General features: G+C 43.8%; 19 protein-coding genes and 1 pseudogene. 15 read left to right on the top strand and 5 right to left on the bottom strand.

The genetic code is table 11. The features are described from left to right. The first annotated feature begins 36 nt into the window (after positions 1-36). Entirely contained in the window at positions 37-825 is a 789-nt protein-coding gene (locus D8793_RS08710; protein ID WP_125371568.1) for an NUDIX domain-containing protein, read from the top strand. A gap of 390 nt (positions 826-1,215) precedes the next feature. Then, on the top strand, positions 1,216-1,977 hold the full coding sequence (locus D8793_RS08700; protein ID WP_125371567.1) for a hypothetical protein: 762 nt from the start codon (positions 1,216-1,218) through the stop codon (positions 1,975-1,977). Between the two features lie 49 nt (positions 1,978-2,026). Here D8793_RS08700 and dusB read toward each other — a convergent pair whose 3' ends face one another. After that, positions 2,027-3,004 carry a tRNA dihydrouridine synthase DusB gene (gene dusB / locus D8793_RS08695; protein WP_125371566.1) on the bottom strand — a complete coding sequence of 326 codons (978 nt, stop codon included), beginning with the start codon at positions 3,002-3,004 and terminating at the stop codon, positions 2,027-2,029. Further along, on the bottom strand, positions 2,991-3,863 hold the full coding sequence (gene hslO, locus D8793_RS08690; RefSeq protein ID WP_125371565.1) for an Hsp33 family molecular chaperone HslO: 873 nt from the start codon (positions 3,861-3,863) through the stop codon (positions 2,991-2,993). The genes dusB and hslO overlap by 14 nt, the downstream gene beginning before the upstream one ends. Before the next feature lie 236 nt (positions 3,864-4,099). On the opposite strand from hslO, the gene D8793_RS08685 reads away from it, so the two are divergent. Together D8793_RS08685 and trxA are read left to right on the top strand one after the other, a co-directional pair. After that, complete coding sequence (locus tag D8793_RS08685; RefSeq protein WP_125371564.1) at positions 4,100-4,321, top strand: DUF4649 family protein; 222 nt, start codon at positions 4,100-4,102, stop codon at positions 4,319-4,321. Between the two features lie 14 nt (positions 4,322-4,335). Then, on the top strand, positions 4,336-4,650 hold the full coding sequence (gene trxA, locus D8793_RS08680) for a thioredoxin (protein WP_125371563.1): 315 nt from the start codon (positions 4,336-4,338) through the stop codon (positions 4,648-4,650). 95 nt (positions 4,651-4,745) lie between these two features. Here trxA and D8793_RS08675 read toward each other — a convergent pair whose 3' ends face one another. After that, positions 4,746-5,414 (bottom strand): MIP/aquaporin family protein, encoded by a 669-nt coding sequence (locus D8793_RS08675; protein WP_125371562.1) that lies wholly within the window; start codon positions 5,412-5,414, stop codon positions 4,746-4,748. Between the two features lie 220 nt (positions 5,415-5,634). Between D8793_RS08675 and D8793_RS12245 the strand changes: the two genes are divergently transcribed. Next, positions 5,635-5,979 carry a hypothetical protein gene (locus tag D8793_RS12245; RefSeq protein WP_045497799.1) on the top strand — a complete coding sequence of 115 codons (345 nt, stop codon included), beginning with the start codon at positions 5,635-5,637 and terminating at the stop codon, positions 5,977-5,979. Positions 5,980-6,065: 86 nt separating this feature from the next. On the opposite strand, the gene pepF is transcribed toward D8793_RS12245, so the two are convergent. Next, entirely contained in the window at positions 6,066-7,862 is a 1,797-nt protein-coding gene (gene pepF / locus D8793_RS08665; protein WP_125371561.1) for an oligoendopeptidase F, read from the bottom strand. Positions 7,863-8,229: 367 nt separating this feature from the next. Between pepF and pnp the strand changes: the two genes are divergently transcribed. From pnp to kimA, 8 genes are all read left to right on the top strand, one after another. Next, complete coding sequence (gene pnp / locus D8793_RS08660) at positions 8,230-10,428, top strand: polyribonucleotide nucleotidyltransferase (RefSeq protein WP_125371560.1); 2,199 nt, start codon at positions 8,230-8,232, stop codon at positions 10,426-10,428. An 88-nt stretch (positions 10,429-10,516) separates the two neighbouring features. Then, entirely contained in the window at positions 10,517-11,134 is a 618-nt protein-coding gene (cysE, locus tag D8793_RS08655; RefSeq protein WP_005591130.1) for a serine O-acetyltransferase, read from the top strand. Positions 11,135-11,308: 174 nt separating this feature from the next. Next, positions 11,309-12,073, top strand: a complete 765-nt coding sequence (locus D8793_RS08650) for a nucleoside phosphorylase (RefSeq protein ID WP_125371559.1) — start codon at positions 11,309-11,311, stop codon at positions 12,071-12,073. 8 nt (positions 12,074-12,081) lie between these two features. After that, positions 12,082-12,603, top strand: coding sequence for a dihydrofolate reductase family protein (locus D8793_RS08645; protein WP_125371558.1), 522 nt, complete (start codon positions 12,082-12,084; stop codon positions 12,601-12,603). A 17-nt stretch (positions 12,604-12,620) separates the two neighbouring features. Next, positions 12,621-13,964 (top strand): cysteine--tRNA ligase, encoded by a 1,344-nt coding sequence (cysS, locus tag D8793_RS08640; protein ID WP_125371557.1) that lies wholly within the window; start codon positions 12,621-12,623, stop codon positions 13,962-13,964. Continuing rightward, a complete protein-coding gene (locus D8793_RS08635; protein ID WP_125371556.1) occupies positions 13,957-14,349 on the top strand; it encodes a Mini-ribonuclease 3 in 393 nt (130 codons plus the stop codon). The genes cysS and D8793_RS08635 overlap by 8 nt, the downstream gene beginning before the upstream one ends. Positions 14,350-14,368: 19 nt before the next feature. Next, a complete protein-coding gene (locus tag D8793_RS08630; RefSeq protein WP_125371555.1) occupies positions 14,369-14,800 on the top strand; it encodes a DUF6892 domain-containing protein in 432 nt (143 codons plus the stop codon). 311 nt (positions 14,801-15,111) lie between these two features. Then, a complete protein-coding gene (kimA, locus tag D8793_RS08625; protein ID WP_125371554.1) occupies positions 15,112-16,959 on the top strand; it encodes a potassium transporter KimA in 1,848 nt (615 codons plus the stop codon). A 79-nt stretch (positions 16,960-17,038) separates the two neighbouring features. Here the strand turns inward: kimA and D8793_RS08620 are convergent, their stop codons facing one another. Beyond that, positions 17,039-18,004 (bottom strand): aromatic acid exporter family protein, encoded by a 966-nt coding sequence (locus tag D8793_RS08620; RefSeq protein WP_125383872.1) that lies wholly within the window; start codon positions 18,002-18,004, stop codon positions 17,039-17,041. Between the two features lie 259 nt (positions 18,005-18,263). Between D8793_RS08620 and rpoE the strand changes: the two genes are divergently transcribed. Both rpoE and D8793_RS12240 read left to right on the top strand, forming a co-directional pair. Next, positions 18,264-18,854 (top strand): DNA-directed RNA polymerase subunit delta, encoded by a 591-nt coding sequence (rpoE, locus tag D8793_RS08615; RefSeq protein WP_015604416.1) that lies wholly within the window; start codon positions 18,264-18,266, stop codon positions 18,852-18,854. Between the two features lie 187 nt (positions 18,855-19,041). Continuing rightward, a pseudogene (locus D8793_RS12240) lies at positions 19,042-19,145 on the top strand (sigma-70 family RNA polymerase sigma factor); the annotation flags it as partial.

The raw sequence follows: 19,145 nt of genomic DNA, 5'->3' as shown, positions 1-19,145 counted from the left end.
TTGATAGAAAAAATAGCTTAGGAAAGGAAGAAAGTCATGACCAAACAGGATATCCCAGCGGGAATGTCGGAAAAAGAGTACTATGAAACTATGGCGGATGAGTCCGCCTTTTTGGCATGGTACAAGACACAGGATTTGCCCAAGTATGAGACACCTAGCGTAACAGCAGATATGGTGGCTTATTGTTTTGTGGAAGGCCAGATAAAACTCTTGGTTATTAAGCGCAAGGCCCATCCTTATCAGAATAAATATGCTCTGGTCGGAGGTTTTGTGGACAAAAATGAGGATGCCTATCAAGCCTGTATTCGGGAGGTCAAGGAAGAAGTAGACCTCGAGATACCGCTGGAAAAGGTGGAGCAGCTGATGACGGTTTCCACTCCAGGACGCGATCCGCGTGGTTGGGTTATCACCATTGCCCATCTGGTCTATCTGCCGGCAATCGCTATCAACCAAGTCAAGGCCGGTGATGATGCTAAGGAAGTCACCTTCCTTAATGTGGACTTTAAGACAAGGAGTTTTAGAGATGGCGAGCGACTTCTGACAGCAGAGGACTTTGCTTTTGACCACTACCAAATCCTGTTAGAATCTATCAAGCGGATTCAAGGGAGACTGGACTGGAATCCAACTTTTCTCCATTTACTGGAATCGCCCTTTACTGTCTATGAAGGGACAGAGCTGGTCAATCTCATCTCACCTAGACGACCTATTGTCAGCAATAATTTTCTCGTAAAATTTGGAGAATACTTGGAGGAGGCTGGTGTCAAGCGCGTGCCAAAGAAGAAACCGAGAAAGGTTTATCGGCTGAAGACAGAAAAATCGGAATAAAAGAAAATTGATGCTATATTTTACTTGAGAGTGGGACAGAAATCGGTAATTCGTTAGAATTCGATTTCGTCGTCCCACCTCCGCACAGTTGAGTAGGGCTGTAAAAGCTGATGAAATCAGCGTAGTAGAGCCCACTCAACCACTGCGCCTTGCTCGGCAATCCAAAGACAATTGAGAGGATAGGACTTTTGTCCCAGCCTCTTTTTTTATTTTCGTTACGAATATAAAAGTAGCGACATATCTGCTGAGGAAGAGAGGAGGCCTAAGTCCTGGATGTTATTTGTTTCAAAATTTTTTGAAAAATTCCATATATCTAGTTGACATACTTTATTACGAGTGTTACAATAATATTACAAAAAGATTTCCAGATGTTACAAAGGAGAAGAAAAAATGAAAACTAAGACTTATACAAAATTGATGGCTGCTACTGTTCTAGCTTCTAGCTTACTTTTAGGGGCTTGTGGTCACAAAGAAGAAACCAAGACTAGCACAAGTGCTAATAAGACAGTACAAACTTCTTCTAGCTCTAAAGTTACTTCATCTAGCAAAGCTAGCAGCGCTCCAAAAGCCAGCAGCAATGCTTCTTCAAATAAAACAGTAGGGCAAGCAGAACAAGTACAGAAAGCTGTGGAATCCGTTCAACCTTCACAAAACCAAACACAACAAGGGGTGGATCAGCAGGTTCAAGCTCAACAAGATACACAGGCTCAACCAAGCCAATCTCAACAAGCTCCTAGTCAACAAGCTACGCCGACTCAACCAACTAAACCAAATCAAGCGACTCAGCCAGCCCAACCGAGTCAACCAGCTCAAAATCCAGCCACTGATCGTCAGCTTCAAAACAAGCAGGCAGAAACAAATGCTCGCTATAAAGGCGTTTTGAATATGGTGGATGGAGATTTCTCTGCAGCGGCTGGTAGTTGGGTAGATGCAGGAGGTAGTACAGTGACTGTTTCAGCAGGCGGACAATTTAGCGTCAAGTCAGCAAATGGAACTGTCAATACTTACCATGTTGCTTCATATGCCTATACTTTGGATGATGGTCGCTATACAGCTCAGCTGGGTTCTGCTGAGCCATCTGCTCCTAGATTGGGCATCCAAATCACTACTGGCGCTGACGGTAAAGTAGCTAGTGTTCAATTGATCAAATAAATTTGCAAAAAAAGGAGGCACCTTTGTAGATGCTTCCTTTTTTATTTCTTTAATGTTGGAGTTGCAAGAGTTCTTCAATCTCTGCCAGGGTGCTAGCTTGTGAAATGGCACCGCGAAGTTTAGCTGCACCAGATGTTCCACGAAGGTAGTGGGGTGCTAGACCTCGAAACTCGCGAACAGCAATGTGTTCACCTTTGAGGTTAATCAAGCGTTTGAGGTGCTCATAAGCAATCTTCATCTTGTCTTCGAAGGTCAAGTCTGGCAGGATTTCACCCGTTTCAAAATAGTGGTTGATTTGGTTGAAGAGGTAGGGATTTCCCATGGCAGCTCGTCCAATCATAACAGCGTCAGCGCCGACTTCTTCGATGCGTTGTTTGGCTTCTTGCACGCTGCGGATATCACCGTTGGCGATGAAAGGAATCTTTGTCAAGGCTTGAGCTACGTCGTGCAAGGTCTTAAGGTCTGCGTGACCTGTGTACATTTGCTCGCGGGTGCGACCGTGCATGGCCAAGGCTGAAACGCCAGCTGCTTCGGCTGCCAGAGCATTTTCTACAGCTAGTGAGCTGTCGGACCAACCCGTCCGCATCTTGACTGTCAGAGGGATATCCAAAACGGACTGAACCTTGTTGATGATTTTATAGATTTTTTCAGGATCCTTGAGCCACATAGCGCCAGCTTCGTTTTTGACGATTTTGTTGACCGGGCAGCCCATGTTGATATCGACGATATCTGTCTTGGTGTTTTCTTGGATAAATTCCGCTGCGCGCGCCAAACTGTCCTCGTCGCTACCGAAAAGCTGGATAGAAACGGGATTTTCACCCTCATCGATATGGAGCATGTGGAGGGTTTTTTCGTTGTTGTATTGGATGCCCTTGTCAGAGACCATTTCCATCACAACGAGTCCTGCACCGAGCTCTTTTGCGATGGTCCGAAAGGCTGAGTTGGTGACACCAGCCATGGGTGCCAGAACCGTGCGGTTGGGAATTTCAACATTTCCAATCATAAAAGGGGTATTAAGATTTGTCACGAATCAGTTCCTCCAGGTCATTTTGGTCAAATTGATAGGCAGTCTGGCAGAATTGACAGATAATTTCAGCTCCGTGGTCTTGATCACGCATCTCTTCTAAGTCAGCCTTTGGCAAGGTAGCCAAGGCATTCATGAAGCGCTCTTTACTGCAATCACACTGGAAGCGAATTTCTTCTTCAGACAAGCGTTTATAAGGCTCATCACCATAGATGGCAGCCAGTAGTGCTTCGATATGGTCATCGGATTCTAACAGCTTAGAGATGGCCGGCATTTCTTGAATCCGCTTCTCAAAGCGGGCGATATCAGCTTCCTTAGCACCAGGCAGAGCTTGCACTAAGAAACCGCCAGCAACCTTGACTTTATCATGCTCATCCAAGAGAACATTGAGGCCAACGGCGGAAGGAGTTTGCTGACTTTCAGTCAGATAGAAGGCTAGGTCTTCGCCGATTTCACCAGAGATGAGTGGCGTCATAGAATTATAGGGATTGCCAGTGCCGTAGTCCGTGATAACTAAAAATTGACCAGAGCCGACAAAAGGACCAACCAGAACTTCGCCAGTGGCTGTCTTTTTAATATCGACACCGGGATTTTGCACATAGCCCTTGACATTGCCTTCGGTATCTGCCACGGTGATGATTGCGCCTAGCGAGCTAGTACCAAGAACCTTGACGGTAATCTTAGTCTGGCCTTTTTCATTTGCAGCCAGAATCTGGCTGGCAATCAGTGTGCGGCCGAGTGCCACGGTAGAACTTGCTTGAGTTTGATGTTTTTCTTGAGCGGTCCGAACCGTCTCTGTGCTATCCAGCACATAAGCTCGGAAAGAACCATTTTCTGAGATAGTTTTAATAATTTTGTCCATACCTTTTATTTTAACATAAAAATAAAAACAAACGTAGCCTTTGTGCTTGTTTTGTCAAAGATTTCTTCTTTACATTGTGCTAGAATCAAGTCAAACAAAAGGGAGAAGATGATCAATCAGGATTCAAAGGCATCCTTCTACGATCTAGCAGTGGCGGATGCGTCTGATTTGACAAATGTAACTTTTTTGGTTACAATTAAATCATGAATTACGAATGGAATCAAAAAGGAGAGCCTATGATTGAAATTACTTATCTAGATGCAGCTAAGTCAGAACGGAAGATAACTTTCGAGTCATATGAGGAGTTTGAACTATCCCAGCATGCCTGCCTGATCGGTGTCGCGGATTACTACACTGTCCAAAAATTAACTTACAATGGTCATGATTTGGACTACCATGGGACTTATGGAGATGTCTTCTTCTATCTCATGAAACAAGATTTAAGCCAATATAACTAAAAAGGAGAAATACAATGGCAAAAGCAATTACAGATGCAACATTTGAACAAGAAACAAAAGACGGTTTGGTCTTGGTAGACTTCTGGGCAACTTGGTGTGGTCCATGTCGTATGCAAGGTCCAATCTTGGATAAATTGTCTGAAGAACTTTCAGAAGATGTCCTGAAAATCGTTAAAATGGACGTAGATGAAAACCCAGATACAGCTCGTGCCTTTGGAATCATGTCCATCCCAACCCTTCTCTTCAAAAAAGACGGCCAAGTGGTGAAACAAGTTGCAGGTGTTCACACTGCAGAACAAATCAAGGCCATCGTTGCTGAATTGAGTTAAAAGAAAAGCACTCCCCATTCAAAAAGGGAGTGTTTCTTTGTTCTCATAGAAAAAGCCCTGTTCCTCAAACTGAGGACAGGACTCTTTTTCGTTTCTTATTCTTCTGTGCCAAGGCAGTTTTTCGCAACAAGAGCTGCAAGAACGCCACCTACGATTGGTGCAAGAATAAAAATCCATACTTGTTGAAGGGCTGCGCCACCTACCAAGACAGCTGGTGCCAAGCTACGAGCTGGGTTTACTGAAAGTCCAGTGATGTTCAATCCTACAAGAATCATTGCCATCAAAGACAAACCGATTACCAAACCAGCAATCGCGCCATTGCCTTTGCTTGCTGAAGTGACAGTCATGATAACCAAGACAAACAAGAAAGTTGCGATGACTTCAAACAGGAAACCACCAAAGACAGTTACACCGTTTGCCAAGGCATTTTCACCGAGACTAGCAGTTGACATGCCTGAGTTTGCCAAGAGGAAGAAGACTGCACCTGATGCAAGGAAAGCTCCAACCACTTGTCCAAGGATATAGTTGACAAGGTCTTTTGATGACAAGCGTTTGTTTACAAACATAGCGATTGAAACAGCTGGGTTCAAGTGAGCGCCTGAAACAGTTCCGATTGAGAAAGCTGCTACCACGATTGCCAAACCAAATGCCAAAGCAATTCCAAGGTGGCCAAGACCTTTAACACCATTTCCAAAAACAACAGCTCCTGTTCCAATGAACACAAGCATGAATGTACCGATTAATTCAGCGATAAATTTTTTCATTTTCTATCTCCTTTTTAAAAAATCTATGTATTAGTCTATCAAAACAGACAGGTGGATTCAAGAAAAGTGCTCTGAACATATATTTTGGCTGGAATATCCTTTGTTTATTACAGGAAAAATAGAGTAAATGGTCTATCTCCCAGTTTTTTTGTTGGAAAATATAGTTTTTAGGTTATAATAGGAAGAAGGTAAATTACAAGGTATAGAAAGGGCGCTGTTTATGCTTGAGTCATTATCGCAGTTTGGCTTTATTTTGATGGTTTTTACTCCGTTTATTGCGGTGCCGATTTTCTGTTTCTTTGTGGGCTGGATGATTCCTAGGTCGCAAATAACGGAAAAAAGCATCATGGCTGTATTAAGCTTTGTCCTTTTTTGCTTGGTTTTGATTTCATATTATGCCCCTCAACTATTGGGAATGTTTTTTTGGGGCCTTATCTGGTTCTTTATTGGCCTCCTACGAGCTAAAAATTATAGCAAGTCACAGTTCTGGATAAGGTGGCTTATATTTAGCGTCTGTTTTACAATCTATATTTTGGTTTATCTATATTTCTTCAAACTTTTTTAAAAATTTGGCTTCAAATTTCATTTTAGGAACAGATTTATTGAATCATGTAAAAACAGACTGAGACAAAAATGTCTCAGTCTTGTTTTTTATTCCCCCAACTCTTTACTGTAGGCAATAATCTGATCTACAGTATCAGATAGAAATTGAATCGTGTCGCGGAGTGGTTTGTCTGTCGAAATATCTGCTCCGATAATCATGGCTGACTCAAGCGGAGTCTTGCTGCCGCCAGATTTGAGTAGTTCAAGCCAGTCACGGGCACCATTTTCATCATTTTTTAGGTGTAGGTAGCCGGCGGTAGAGATGACCAGACCAGCTGAGTAAGTATAGCTGTAAAGTCCCATGTAGTAGTGGGCTTGGCGCATCCAAGTCAGGGCAGCGTCGTCGTCAATCTCAATGGCATCGCCCCAGAATTCTGTCAAGACTTCTTTCATGATAGCGTTGAGTTTGCTTGCACCGAAGGTTCCGCCTTCTTCAATCAAAGTATAGACCTTGCGTTGGAAGGCAGCTTCCAGCAAGTGGGTGATGAAGTTGTGGAAGTAGGTATCTGTCAGACGGTGAGCCAGGGCGAAGCGCTTCTGGCGTGGGTTATCAAATTGGCGTTCTAGATAGTCACTGAGCAAGAGCTCATTAAAGGTAGACGGTGCTTCCACATAGTAGGTGGACATGTGGGCGTTGAAGTAGCTTTGGTGATTGTCAGAGAAGATAAACTGACCAGAGTGGCCAATCTCGTGAATCAGAGTATAGACATCACTCATACGTCCAGTCCAGCTCATGAGGACATAAGGGTGAACCCGATAAGGATCCGCAGCATAGCCTCCAGAATCCTTTCCAGCATTGGCCGCAAAGTCGACCCAGCGTTCTTCCTTATAGCGGGCAACTTCTTGACAATACTCTTGTCCAAGTGGCTCGACTGACTTCATGACGAGGTCATAGGCATCGTCAATGCTGACTTCAGGATTGAGCTCGCTGTCCAAGTCCAGCTTCCAATCGGCAAAGGTCATTTTTTCAAGTCCGTTTACCTTAGCGACATGCTTGAGGTATTTCTGAGCTACTAGGGTAAATTCACTCATAATCAAGTCGATCTGCCGGTCAAACATAGAGCGATCAACTTCTTGCTCTGCCAGTAAGTAGTCAAAGACAGAGTCATAGCCTTTCATGTCAGCCAGCAGTTTTTCAGACTTAACCTGAGCCAGATAGGCAGCAGCAGCGGCGTTTTGGTGCTGACGAAGCCCTTCTGAGAAAGAGCGGAAAGCTTTTTCGCGGATTTCTGCATTTTCATGGTTTTGATAGAAATTCTCATAGGTGACAAAGGTATTTTTGTAAACTTTGCCGTCTACTTCAAAGTCAGCCATGGCAAAGTCGCCGGCCCGCATCTTGGTGTAAATATCCTGTGGACTGTAAAAGACTTCACCTAGGTTGGTCAAGGCTTTTTCGACATCCGCTCCCAGGTAGTGGGCTTTTTTGATTTTCGCTTGGCGAATGGCTGAAGTCAGATGGGGCTCTTGGCCTAGTCTTTCTAAGACAGCTTCATCTGCACTGATTAGGGCGTCGTCAAAGAAGCTGAGTGCGACATTGGCCTCAGTCTCAAACTCCATAGCTGCTTGGGCAATCTGCGCAAAGCTCTCGTCACCAAAGTCAGTGGTCTGTGGCATAAAACCGTAGTTCCCGATGTGGCTGATTTGGATATAAATCTGCTCTAACTCAGCAAATGCCCGCTCAAAATCTTCGAAAGTGTTAAGCTTGCCTTGGTAATCACGGACGAATTTTTGGATGTCCTCTCTGGCCTTTTCGATGGCCCGCAGGAAGTCCTCTTGATCTTGGTAAAGGGCCGTTAGGTCCCAGAGTTCATTTTCTGGAAATTCAGAACGATGTTTTTGTTCCATAGTGTACTCCTTTTGATTAAATAGCTATATTCAGTATAGCAAAAATTCCTTCAGAATGCCTTGCTCATAGGAAAAAATTAGGGAAATATGATTTCAGCTGTCTGCTTAGAAAAAAGAAAAATGGATTTTCAGTCATTTTATAGAAAAAAGCCATTTCCGACCTTTTTCTTTTGGCTGAAATTGTGGTAAAATAAGGTCTGTACGTGCTTGATACAAAGATGAGGATATAATAAGCTATTAAGACCATGAAATTAAATTCAAAGTGTTAACTGAACACGTCCTATGGGTTGCTTAAGGGCGTAGTATCTTGATCTTTGTAGCCAAGGCGTATGAAAAAATTTGAGCAAGTGCTCGGCAAGGAGTCTTTATGACAAAACAAGTTTTTAAAACCGTTTTTGCAGGTCGTGAGCTGGTAGTTGAAACCGGTCAGGTTGCAAAGCAGGCAAATGGCAGCGCCGTTGTTCGATATGGAGAAAGTACCGTTTTAACTGCGGCGACCATGTCCAAAAAGATGGCTACTGGTGACTTTTTCCCATTGCAGGTCAATTATGAGGAAAAAATGTATGCAGCTGGAAAATATCCTGGCGGCTTTAACAAGCGCGAAGGCCGTCCATCAACAGATGCGACTTTGACTGCCCGCTTGATTGACCGTCCGATTCGTCCTATGTTTGCAGAAGGTTTCCGCAATGAAGTTCAGGTTATCAATACTGTTCTTTCTTATGACGAAGATGCTTCGCCTCAAATGGCTGCTATGTTTGGTAGCTCTCTGGCTCTTTCTATCTCAGATATTCCTTTTAACGGCCCTATCGCAGGAGTTCAGGTCGGCTATGTAGATGGTGAATTTATCATCAACCCTAGCAAGGAACAAAAAGAAGTTTCACTTTTGGAACTGACAGTGGCTGGTACCAAAGAGGCTATCAACATGGTAGAATCTGGAGCTAAGGAACTGTCTGAAGATATCATGCTGGAAGCTCTTCTCAAAGGGCACGAAGCGGTCAAAGAATTAATTGCCTTCCAAGAAGAAATCGTTGCGGCAGTCGGCAAGGAAAAAGCAGAAGTAGAATTGCTGCATGTTGATGAAGAGCTGCAGGCAGAGATTATCGCAGCCTATAACAGCGACTTGCAAAAAGCTGTTCAGGTAGAAGAAAAGCTGGCGCGTGAAGCAGCAACTCAGGCTGTCAAAGACCAAGTCACAGCAGTCTACGAAGAAAAATATGCAGACCACGAAGAATTCGACCGTATCATGCGTGATGTGGCTGAAATCTTGGAACAAATGGAGCATGCAGAAGTGCGTCGTTTGATTACCGAAGATAAGGTCCGTCCTGATGGCCGTAAGGTCGATGAAATCCGTCCGCTAGATGCGGAAGTGGATTACCTGCCGCGCGTGCATGGATCTGGTCTCTTTACTCGCGGGCAAACCCAAGCCTTGTCTGTTCTGACTCTGGCACCAATGGGCGAAACGCAAATCGTGGACGGCTTGGATCCGGAATACAAGAAACGTTTCATGCACCACTATAATTTCCCGCAATACTCTGTCGGGGAGACAGGCCGTTATGGTGCTCCTGGTCGTCGTGAAATTGGACATGGTGCTCTTGGGGAACGTGCCTTGGAGCAAGTCTTGCCTAGCTTGGAAGAGTTTCCTTACGCAATCCGTCTGGTAGCAGAAGTCTTGGAATCAAATGGTTCTTCTTCTCAAGCCTCTATCTGTGCGGGTACGTTGGCTCTGATGGCAGGTGGTGTGCCGATTAAGGCACCGGTTGCCGGAATTGCCATGGGCTTGATTTCAGATGGCAGCAACTACACGGTTCTGACGGACATTCAAGGTTTGGAAGACCATTTTGGTGATATGGACTTTAAGGTAGCTGGTACTCGTGAAGGGATTACAGCCCTGCAGATGGATATCAAGATTGAAGGAATTACAGCAGAAATCCTGACAGAAGCTCTGGCTCAGGCTAAGAAAGCCCGCTTTGAAATTCTGGACTTGATTGAAGCGACCATTCCGGCTCCACGTCCAGAATTAGCTCCAACTGCTCCGAAAATCGATACCATCAAGATCGATGTGGACAAGATTAAAATTGTCATCGGAAAAGGCGGGGAAACCATCGATAAGATCATCGCTGAGACCGGTGTTAAGATTGACATTGACGAAGAAGGAAATGTATCCATCTACTCTAGCGATCAAGCGGCTATTAACCGTGCTAAGGAAATCATTGCTGGCTTGGTCCGTGAAGCAAAAGTGGACGAAGTTTACCATGCCAAGGTTGTTCGGATTGAGAAATTCGGTGCCTTTGTCAACCTCTTTGACAAGACCGATGCCCTCGTTCACATCTCTGAAATGGCTTGGACTCGAACCAACAATGTCGAAGACTTGGTACAAATTGGTGATTTTGTCGATGTTAAGGTCATTAAGATTGACGAAAAAGGCCGTGTAGATGCCTCTATGAAAGCTCTCTTGCCACGTCCGCCTAAGCCTGACAAGCCAAAGAGAGACCACGATAAACATCAGGAAAAAGGGCATTTTCATAAGAAACATGAAGACGCCCCTAAAACTAAATCGGAAGAATAATGAAAAGGGAGTGATCAGGCTCGATTACCTTACAAATTTCTTTGTGTAGGGCCTACTCCCTTATTTTACCTAATGAAAGGAGAAGAAGATGGGCTGGTGGAAAGAAGCCATTGAGATTGTAAAAGAAAATGATCCAGCTGCTCGTACTTCGCTGGAGGTCATCCTGACTTATCCAGGTGTCAAGGCCTTGGCAGCCCACCGTCTTTCTCATTTCCTCTGGAAGAGAGGCTTTAAGCTACTAGCACGCATGCACAGCCAATTTTGGCGCTTTTGGACTCAGATTGAGATTCATCCAGGTGCTCAGATTGAGTCAGGTGTTTTCATTGACCATGGTGGTGGATTGGTTATCGGTGAAACGGCCATCGTAGAAAAGGGTGCGCTTCTGTATCACGGCGTGACCTTAGGCGGTACTGGTAAAGATACAGGGAAACGACATCCGACTGTGCGTCGGGGTGCCTTGGTCTCTGCTCATGCTCAAGTCATTGGCCCAGTTGAAATTGGTGAAAATGCCAAAGTTGGAGCTGGAGCAGTTGTTGTGGCCGATGTGCCTAGTGATGTAACTGTAGTTGGAATCCCGGCTAAGATCGTGCGTGTTCATGGTCAGAAAGATGAGCCAACCATCCACGAGGTGGAAGAACAGCGAGAATATTATTTGGATAAGCTGGAGCATGCCCGCGAAGCCAGCCACCATTCGTCGGAGCTCTAAGAAAGGCCTATTTTGGACAGCTAACAAGATACCTTAGGAGGTCTTGCCAAGGAGTAATTTGGCAAACGGTAACCCAATGGGCTCACTATAAGTGAAGCCGAAAAGATGAGACCAAGCTGTGCCGCATAGAAAAGATGAAGCTGGATTTGCTGAAGTCTTAAAGAAAGTGAAGTTATGTTATTAGAGGAATTTGAAGATGTAGCTGGAGTTATTGAACCGACAGATAGGCAGATTATGGACAAGGGTGAGATTTGTGAAACTATCATCCTGTCCTTTAACGGAGAAATTCTGCAACGTTTGATTGAGTCAGAAAAAGTCTATCAAGGAGGCTATTTAAAAAATCTTAACGGACAATTCCCTTGGTATGTATATAATTATGATGGAAATCAAGTTGCGGTCATGACTGCGCTTATTGGAGCTCCATCAGTGATTGGCCAACTGGAGGAGTTGGCGGCCAGAGGCTTCAAGAATTTCATCATTCTAGGTTCTTGTGGCGTTTTGGATCGCTCAATTGAGGCGGACAAGATTATCCTGCCGGCTGCTGCTTTGCGAGATGAAGGCACTAGCTACCACTATGCCCCACCGGGTGATGAAGTCGCTTATGACGAGTCTCTGTTAGTTAAGCTAGAAGCCATCTTTGACAAGCACGATATTGAGCATATCCGCACCAAGACTTGGACGACTGATGCTTTTTACCGAGAAACTCCTGAGAAAGTCAAGCGTCGCTTAGCTGCTGGGGCTCAAGTGGTGGACATGGAAGCTTCGGCTATCATGGCTTGGAGTCAATTTCGCAAGACCAAGGTCTATCAGTTCTTCTACACAGCTGACTATGTGGATCATCATAACCGAACCTGGGATGCCCGCCATGAAGAGCGGACAGCTGATGCCATGACTTTTTTCACTATCGCTTTGACAATAGCAAAGGAACTAGAAAGGTAACTACAAGAATGGCAGTATATTTTTACGGCTGTATCACCATGGATGGCTACTTGGCAGACAGCCAGCATAGGATAGACTGGCTGTATCAGCTTGGTTCTGTAGAGGATACAGGCTATGATGACTTTTACAGGCAAATGGATATCACCATCATGGGCAAGCGGACCTTTGAGGAAATCCAAGATTTGCAAGATGTAGAAAGTTTTTATCAAGCTACGGAAAACTATGTCTTTACGCATGATAGGCACCTGCCTGTCAGCAATTACCAGCCAGTAGCTGGGGATGTGGTGGACTTTGTTCACCAGATTGACAAAGGCAAAAATGTCTTTGTGATTGGTGGTAATTCCTTGGTAGGACCGCTCTTGGATGCGGATCTTTTCGACCACCTCATTATTCAGATAGCGCCCCTTATCCTAGGAAAGGGGGTTCCCCTCTTTACCCAAGAGGAAGGGCAGCGCTTTTACCAACTGGATAATCTCAGACAATTTGGCCCTTTTGCAGAGCTGGTTTTCAGCCGAAAAAGTCAGAAATAGAGAAGGGAGTGGACCGCATGATTAAAATTTACGACACCATGACCCGCAGCCTACGTGAATTTGTGCCCATTGAAGAGGGCAAGGTTCGCATGTATGTCTGCGGTCCGACGGTTTATAACTATATCCATGTCGGCAATGCCCGCTCAACAGTAGCTTTTGACACGGTTCGTCGCTATTTTGAGTATCGGGGATTTGAGGTCAATTATATTTCCAATTTTACAGATGTAGATGATAAGATTATCCATCGCGCCAAGGAAGAAGGAATCACGCCTCAAGAGGTGGCTGACAAGTATATCGCTGCCTTTCGTGAGGATGTGACGGCTTTGGGTGTCAAGCCTGCGACCCGTCATCCGCGGGTGGTGGAGTTTATGGCTGACATCATCCGCTTTGTGCAGGACTTGATTGACAAGGGCTACGCTTATGAGTCAGAGGGCGACGTCTATTTCCGCGTCGAAAAGTCTAACAATTATGCCAAATTAGCCAACAAAACCTTGGCTGACTTGGAGTTAGGTGCTTCTGGTCGGACGGATGAGGAGACTGCTCGTAAGGAAAATCCGGTGGATTTTGCTCTCTGGAAGGCAGCTAAGCCGGGCGAGATTTCCTGGGACAGTCCTTGGGGAGCAGGTCGTCCAGGCTGGCACATCGAGTGTTCGGTCATGTCGACGGAGATCTTGGGTTATACTATTGATATCCACGGTGGTGGAGCAGACCTAGAGTTTCCTCACCATACCAATGAAATCGCCCAGTCAGAGGCCAAGACTGGTCAGACTTTTGCTAACTACTGGATGCATAATGGCTTTGTTAACATCGACGACGTCAAGATGTCCAAATCTCTAGGAAATTTTATCACTGTTCACGATGCTCTCAAGACCATTGATGGTCAGGTGTTGCGTTTCTTCTTTGCGACCCAGCATTACCGCAAGCCGATTAATTTCACAGAAAAAGCTGTTCATGATGCAGCGACTAATCTCAAATATTTGAAGAATACCTATGAGCAGCCATTCACTGGTCAGGCGGATTCTGCTCAGCTTCAGGCCTTTCTGGATAAGTTCACAGCTGTTATGGACGAAGATTTCAATGCGGCCAACGGTATCACAGTTGTCTTCGAGCTGGCCAAGTGGATCAATTCTGGCAACTACACTGCTGAGGTTAAGGAAGCCTTGTCCAAGCTCTTAGAAGTTTTCGGTATCGTCTTTGTAGAAGAAGTCTTGGATGCGGACATTGAGCGCTTGATTGAGGAACGCCAAGCAGCGCGGGCTAATCGGGATTTTGCGACTGCGGATCGTATTCGGGATGAATTGGCCGCTCAGGGCATCAAGCTTTTAGATACTAAGGACGGAGTGAGGTGGACCCGTGACTGATGTCAACCTGATTAACGGCATTGCCCTCGCTTTTGAGGGAGATGCTGTCTACTCCATGTATATCCGGAGGCACCTGATTTTTCAAGGTCTGACCAAGCCCAATCAGCTGCATAGGGAAGCGACCAAGTACGTTTCTGCCAAGGCTCAGGCCAATCTCATCTCTCTCATGCTAGAAGAAGGGATTCTGACGGAGAAGGAAGAGGATATCTACAAGCGTGGCCGCAATGCCAACAGCCATACCAAGGCTAAGAATACGGACATTGTCACCTACCGTATGTCGACCGGTTTTGAGGCAGTCATGGGCTACCTGCATATGACCGAATCCATTGAGCGACTGGAAGAGCTGATTGACTGGTGTATTCGGAAGATTGAGGCTTTGTTCTGATTTTGAAAGGAACTAATTTATGAGTGATTTCTTACAATTTGATAATTTTAATTTTAAATTGGCTATTATTCAGGAGTTGATGTATGAACAAAACGTGCTTGAACCACGATTTGACGTCTACAGTTTTTGTGAATCTGATAACTTATCTGTAGATCCAGAAGACTTCTATGAGGCACCAATTCCTGAAGTGCAGGCTTATTTCGAACAGTTGGAAATACCTAAAGAGTGTGCGCAGAATGTGGAAAGCCTCTTCTTTGATGGAGGAAATGAGATCTATGCACAATTGATTCCTTTGTGGGATGGGGAAGATGATCAATTTGATTTGGAATATGTGAGTGAAAAAGAACTATCGCAGTTTTCGAATTTGAAAACTATTGACGGAACAATTTTCCCATTTTCTAAAGAAGTACGTGATTTATTCGAATCCAAAGGAATTGAGATTGAAGAGTGACATAAACTAGTAATGCTTTGAAGGTTTCTATTGATTGTCATCTTGTTTATTCTGAGATAGAATTCTTTTACTAACAACCACTAGGATTTAAGAAATTTATATATCAAAGACGAGTTTTACATAAAGCTCGTTTTTTGACACTCCCATATAAACAAGCACCAGAAAAACAGGAAAATTTTATAGAAGATTGAGTTTAAAACTTTAAATATATAATTGGATGAAAAGTAGGAGATTGAAATTTATTTTCAGAAAAGTATTGACATGTTTTCTGAAAAAGAGTAGAATGGCTCATGTTTTTAAAGGAGGAACTTATGTTTTCCAAGTTAAAAGGCTTTTTTATTGGACGCCCATTAAAATCTGGAAAAGAGGGCGAAGATGGCCATTTATTGACTAAGATGCAAGCTTTAGCCATGCTCTCCAGTGACGCTTTATCTTCGATTGCTTATGGACCAGAGCAGGTTGTTTTGGTCTTGACTTCTGTTTCTGTTGGTGCCATTTGGTGGTCGCTTCCCATAGGAATAGTCGTATTGATTCTATTAGCGAGTTTAACGATTTCCTATCGTCAGGTCATTCATGCTTATCCTCAAGGAGGAGGAGCTTATATGGTGACGACAGAAAATCTATCTCCAACGGCAGGTTTGATTGCTGGCGGAAGCTTGCTGGTAGATTACATGTTGACAGTGGCTGTTTCGGTCGCTTCTGGAGCGGACGCAATTACCTCTGCAATTCCCGTCTTACATCCTTACAATTTACATATTTCCATTTTCTTAGTTCTCTTGCTGATGCTAATGAATCTCCGAGGACTAAAAGAATCGGCCACTTCCTTGATGATTCCTGTCTATCTTTTTATTGTCAGCACCTTATTGTTGATTGGTTTTGGTTTTGTGCAAATCCTGACAGGAAATTTAGACTATCACGCAACTGCGAGCATTGGTAGTCCGATTACTGGAGTCAGTTTAATCTTGCTGCTTCGTGCTTTCACCAGCGGCTCTGCTTCCTTGACAGGAGTGGAAGCTATTTCCAATTCAGTTCCCTTTTTCAAGAAGCCTAAAGCCCATAATGCCGCAGCCACCCTATCGATTATGGCCTTAATCCTAGGAATTATGTTTGCTGGTATTACCTTCTTGAATTATTGGATTGGCATCGTGCCTGTCAAAGGTGTAACGACTCTGGCTCAAATGGCGCAAGCGATTTTGGGAACTTCTGCTTTTGGTCGTATCTTGTTTTATGTTTTCCAATTGTCGACTGCTTTGATCTTAGCGGTGGCAGCCAATACAGGCTTCTCAGCCTTTCCGATGCTTTCCTACAATATGGCTAAGAATAAATACATGCCACATATGTACATGGAAAAAGGAGATCGTCTGAGCTATTCTAATGGCATTTTCACCCTGGCTTTTGGAGCTATTGCACTTTTGTTTATCTTTAAGGGAAATACAGAACGTTTGATTCCCCTGTACACGATTGGTGTATTCGTGCCCTTTGCTCTCTCCCAGACCGGTATGGTTGTCCATTGGAAGAAAAAATATGGAAATAATTTCTTGAAGCATTCGATTGCGAATATCCTTGGTGCGATCATTTGTTACGGGATTGTCCTTATTTTACTTTTATTCCGTCTCCAAGATATTTGGCCTTTCTTCCCTATTATCATCGTTTTGACTTGGCTGTTTTTGTCTATCAAGCAGCATTATAATAGAGTCGCTAAACAGTTGAGATTGCATGACCACATTGAGCGCCAGAACTACACTGGTAATACAGTAATTGTCCTGGTCGGGAATGTTACCCGAGTCAGTGTTGGTGCGATGAGCTATGCGCGCAGTATCGGAGATGAAGTCGTAGCAATGCATGTTTCTACAGCAGAGACAGCTGAAAAAGATGCTGAAGTCGCCGAGGAATTTGCTGACTACTTCCCAGATATTCGCTTTGAGACAGTCACAACTAGCTATCGCAATATCATCAGTCCGACAGTTCAGTATGTAATTAAGGTAGCCAAGCGAGCCAAAAAAGAAGGAAGAACAGTGACAGTCCTAGTACCTCAGTTTATACCTAAAAAGAGATGGCAAAATATCTTGCATAACCAGATGAGTTTAAAATTAAAATACTATTTGAAATGGTATGAGGATGTCGTGGTTGCAAGTTATTCTTATCACTTAAAAGAATGAGCGAATGCCTTTACTGAATGAGAAAAAGGAGTTGAAGATTTTTCAACTCCTTTTACTATTTATTGGAAATGGCACAGAGCTAATTTGCTTGCACCTTTTGGTAATTTTGATAAAATTCTACTTTAATCTTAATAAAAGTTTCCAAGTCTCGTAAAAGTTGCAGAAGTGTGGCACGAGTTTCAAATTCTTGCCGAGTCTTAGGAAGTGGGCGTTCGCGAAAAACATCCAAACAGGCTTCGATTTCTTCAACTAGTTCGTGAGCGGGATTTTCTTGACTAAGTTGCTGGGCTGTCTTGGAGAAAAGACGTGCTAAAATCAAGCTCTCGCTAGCTGCCAACTGACAGTTGTTGATATTTCCTGCCATGTCTTTTAGAATGCGATTCTGCGCCTGCCGCATTTCAAAATAATGAATATGGTAGTTGGTCTGATGAAAGAGATGGTTGGAATGGTCCAGATAGACCAGTGCTAAGGCTTCTTGAAGGGTAGTATCTAGTTCCTTGATTAGAGTCGCATCGTTTCGGCCGTCACCAGCTTTTAAGAAATATTCAAAACGCAGTAGAATTTTCTTCAGTTGCTCTTCAACTTGAATATGATAGTTGTCAATATCTTGCTGGTTTGAAGCCATATATAAATTAGCCAGAAGAGCGAATCCCGTTCCGATGAGGAAGACAGCCATTTCATTGGCTAAAAGAGACCAAGAAACAGAATGGGCTAGCAGCAGATGGGTAACCAAAACTGTACTAGGGGTGATGCCTATTTCCCAGCCAAAGAGATAAGCTAAGGGAACGTAGAACAGGATATAAATCCCTAAGCTCCAAAGGTTAAATCCTAGAAGGATAAAAGATAAGCTCCCGATGGCTAGTGCTAAAATAGTAGAAAAGAGGCGGTTGCGGGCCAGTTTGATCGTGCTTCTGCGGGTGTCGGAAACGCTGAGAATGGCAATGATACCGGCTGATATAGCATTGCTTAGACCTAAAAAAGCAGCTAGAGCCGCAGCAAGACATGTTGCAAGAGTTAGTTTGATGGTACGTTGGAGGAGAGGCATAAGCTTCTTTCTATTAAACAAAGTTTTTTCTATTATATCATGATTAGTCGAAGACTTGTGAGGACAAATATGCCAATGTTTATAAATTAGAGGAAGATGCTGTTCTATAGATGCTGAAAAAACATAGTAGGAAAGCTAGGCTTGAAAAGTCGGATGGCCTAGGTGAAATTTTTTTGACTAGACGGCAAATTTATCGTACAATAGAAAGTAGCGAAAAAATGCCTGGCTAAATGCCTGTGTAATCTTAAGGAGAATAACTTTGGAATTAGAAGTATTTGCAGGACAAGAAAAAAGTGAGCTTTCGATGATTGAGGTAGCACGTGCCATCTTAGAATTGCGCGGGCGTGACCATGAAATGTATTTCGATGAGCTTGTTAATGAAATTCAAAATTATCTGGAAAAATCAAATAGTGAGATCCGAGAAGCGCTGCCTCTATTTTATACAGAACTGAATGTAGATGGCAGTTTCATTCCACTTGGTGACAATAAATGGGGTCTTCGTTCTTGGTATGCGATTGACGAAGTCGATGAAGAAATCATCGCTTTGGAAGAAACGGACGAGGAAGACGAGCCTAAGAAACGCAAGAAAAAACGCGTTAATGCCTTTATGGATGGCGACGAAGATGCAATTGATTACAGCGATGATGATCCTGAAGATGAGGACTCATATGAAGAGGACCCGGCTCTTTCATACGATGAAGACAATCCAGATGATGAAAAGAGTGAGGTTGAAGCCTACGATGCTGAAATCAATGAAATAGCTCCAGATGATCTCGGCGAAGAAGTTGAGTTAAATGAAGAAGACGATGAATATTCTGACGATGATCAGGATGTTGAAGACGAAGAATAATATCCAAAAAACAACTGCTTTTGAAGCAGTTGTTTTTGCGTTCTAATATGTCTTAAAAAGTCCCTGAGATGTCATAGATATTTTTGTTAGGTACCAGTTGGGGTATAAAATAGACAGGATAGGGACAGGAGGCCTGAGGGAAGATTTTTTCTTGTAGAATCATATTATCAAAGAAAAAGGAGATAACATGAACTTCAAGGAACGCTATGAGAAAGTGCAGTGGATCGTCCGGCGCTGTGCACGAGATTATTATGTACATTTATGGGAGAGTAGTGACTGGGAACAAGAGGG

Source organism: Streptococcus cristatus (assembly GCF_003943465.1).
Lineage (GTDB): Bacteria > Bacillota > Bacilli > Lactobacillales > Streptococcaceae > Streptococcus > Streptococcus cristatus_C.
The sequence above is the reverse complement of the archived record's forward strand: the minus strand, read 5'-3'. Positions and strand labels throughout refer to the sequence as shown.

What these genes read in the sequence shown, in the direction of transcription:
- D8793_RS08650 (WP_125371559.1), top strand. Translation starts at nt 11,309, where the DNA reads ATGTTATTAGAGGAATTTGAAGATGTAGCTGGAGTTATTGAACCGACA.
- cysS (WP_125371557.1), top strand. Translation starts at nt 12,621, where the DNA reads ATGATTAAAATTTACGACACCATGACCCGCAGCCTACGTGAATTTGTG.
- pnp (WP_125371560.1), top strand. Translation starts at nt 8,230, where the DNA reads ATGACAAAACAAGTTTTTAAAACCGTTTTTGCAGGTCGTGAGCTGGTA.
- D8793_RS08620 (WP_125383872.1), bottom strand. Translation starts at nt 18,004, where the DNA reads ATGCCTCTCCTCCAACGTACCATCAAACTAACTCTTGCAACATGTCTT.
- cysE (WP_005591130.1), top strand. Translation starts at nt 10,517, where the DNA reads ATGGGCTGGTGGAAAGAAGCCATTGAGATTGTAAAAGAAAATGATCCA.
- D8793_RS08675 (WP_125371562.1), bottom strand. Translation starts at nt 5,414, where the DNA reads ATGAAAAAATTTATCGCTGAATTAATCGGTACATTCATGCTTGTGTTC.
- D8793_RS12245 (WP_045497799.1), top strand. Translation starts at nt 5,635, where the DNA reads ATGCTTGAGTCATTATCGCAGTTTGGCTTTATTTTGATGGTTTTTACT.
- D8793_RS08710 (WP_125371568.1), top strand. Translation starts at nt 37, where the DNA reads ATGACCAAACAGGATATCCCAGCGGGAATGTCGGAAAAAGAGTACTAT.
- D8793_RS08630 (WP_125371555.1), top strand. Translation starts at nt 14,369, where the DNA reads ATGAGTGATTTCTTACAATTTGATAATTTTAATTTTAAATTGGCTATT.
- D8793_RS08685 (WP_125371564.1), top strand. Translation starts at nt 4,100, where the DNA reads ATGATTGAAATTACTTATCTAGATGCAGCTAAGTCAGAACGGAAGATA.
- trxA (WP_125371563.1), top strand. Translation starts at nt 4,336, where the DNA reads ATGGCAAAAGCAATTACAGATGCAACATTTGAACAAGAAACAAAAGAC.
- pepF (WP_125371561.1), bottom strand. Translation starts at nt 7,862, where the DNA reads ATGGAACAAAAACATCGTTCTGAATTTCCAGAAAATGAACTCTGGGAC.
- D8793_RS08700 (WP_125371567.1), top strand. Translation starts at nt 1,216, where the DNA reads ATGAAAACTAAGACTTATACAAAATTGATGGCTGCTACTGTTCTAGCT.
- kimA (WP_125371554.1), top strand. Translation starts at nt 15,112, where the DNA reads ATGTTTTCCAAGTTAAAAGGCTTTTTTATTGGACGCCCATTAAAATCT.
- D8793_RS08645 (WP_125371558.1), top strand. Translation starts at nt 12,082, where the DNA reads ATGGCAGTATATTTTTACGGCTGTATCACCATGGATGGCTACTTGGCA.
- hslO (WP_125371565.1), bottom strand. Translation starts at nt 3,863, where the DNA reads ATGGACAAAATTATTAAAACTATCTCAGAAAATGGTTCTTTCCGAGCT.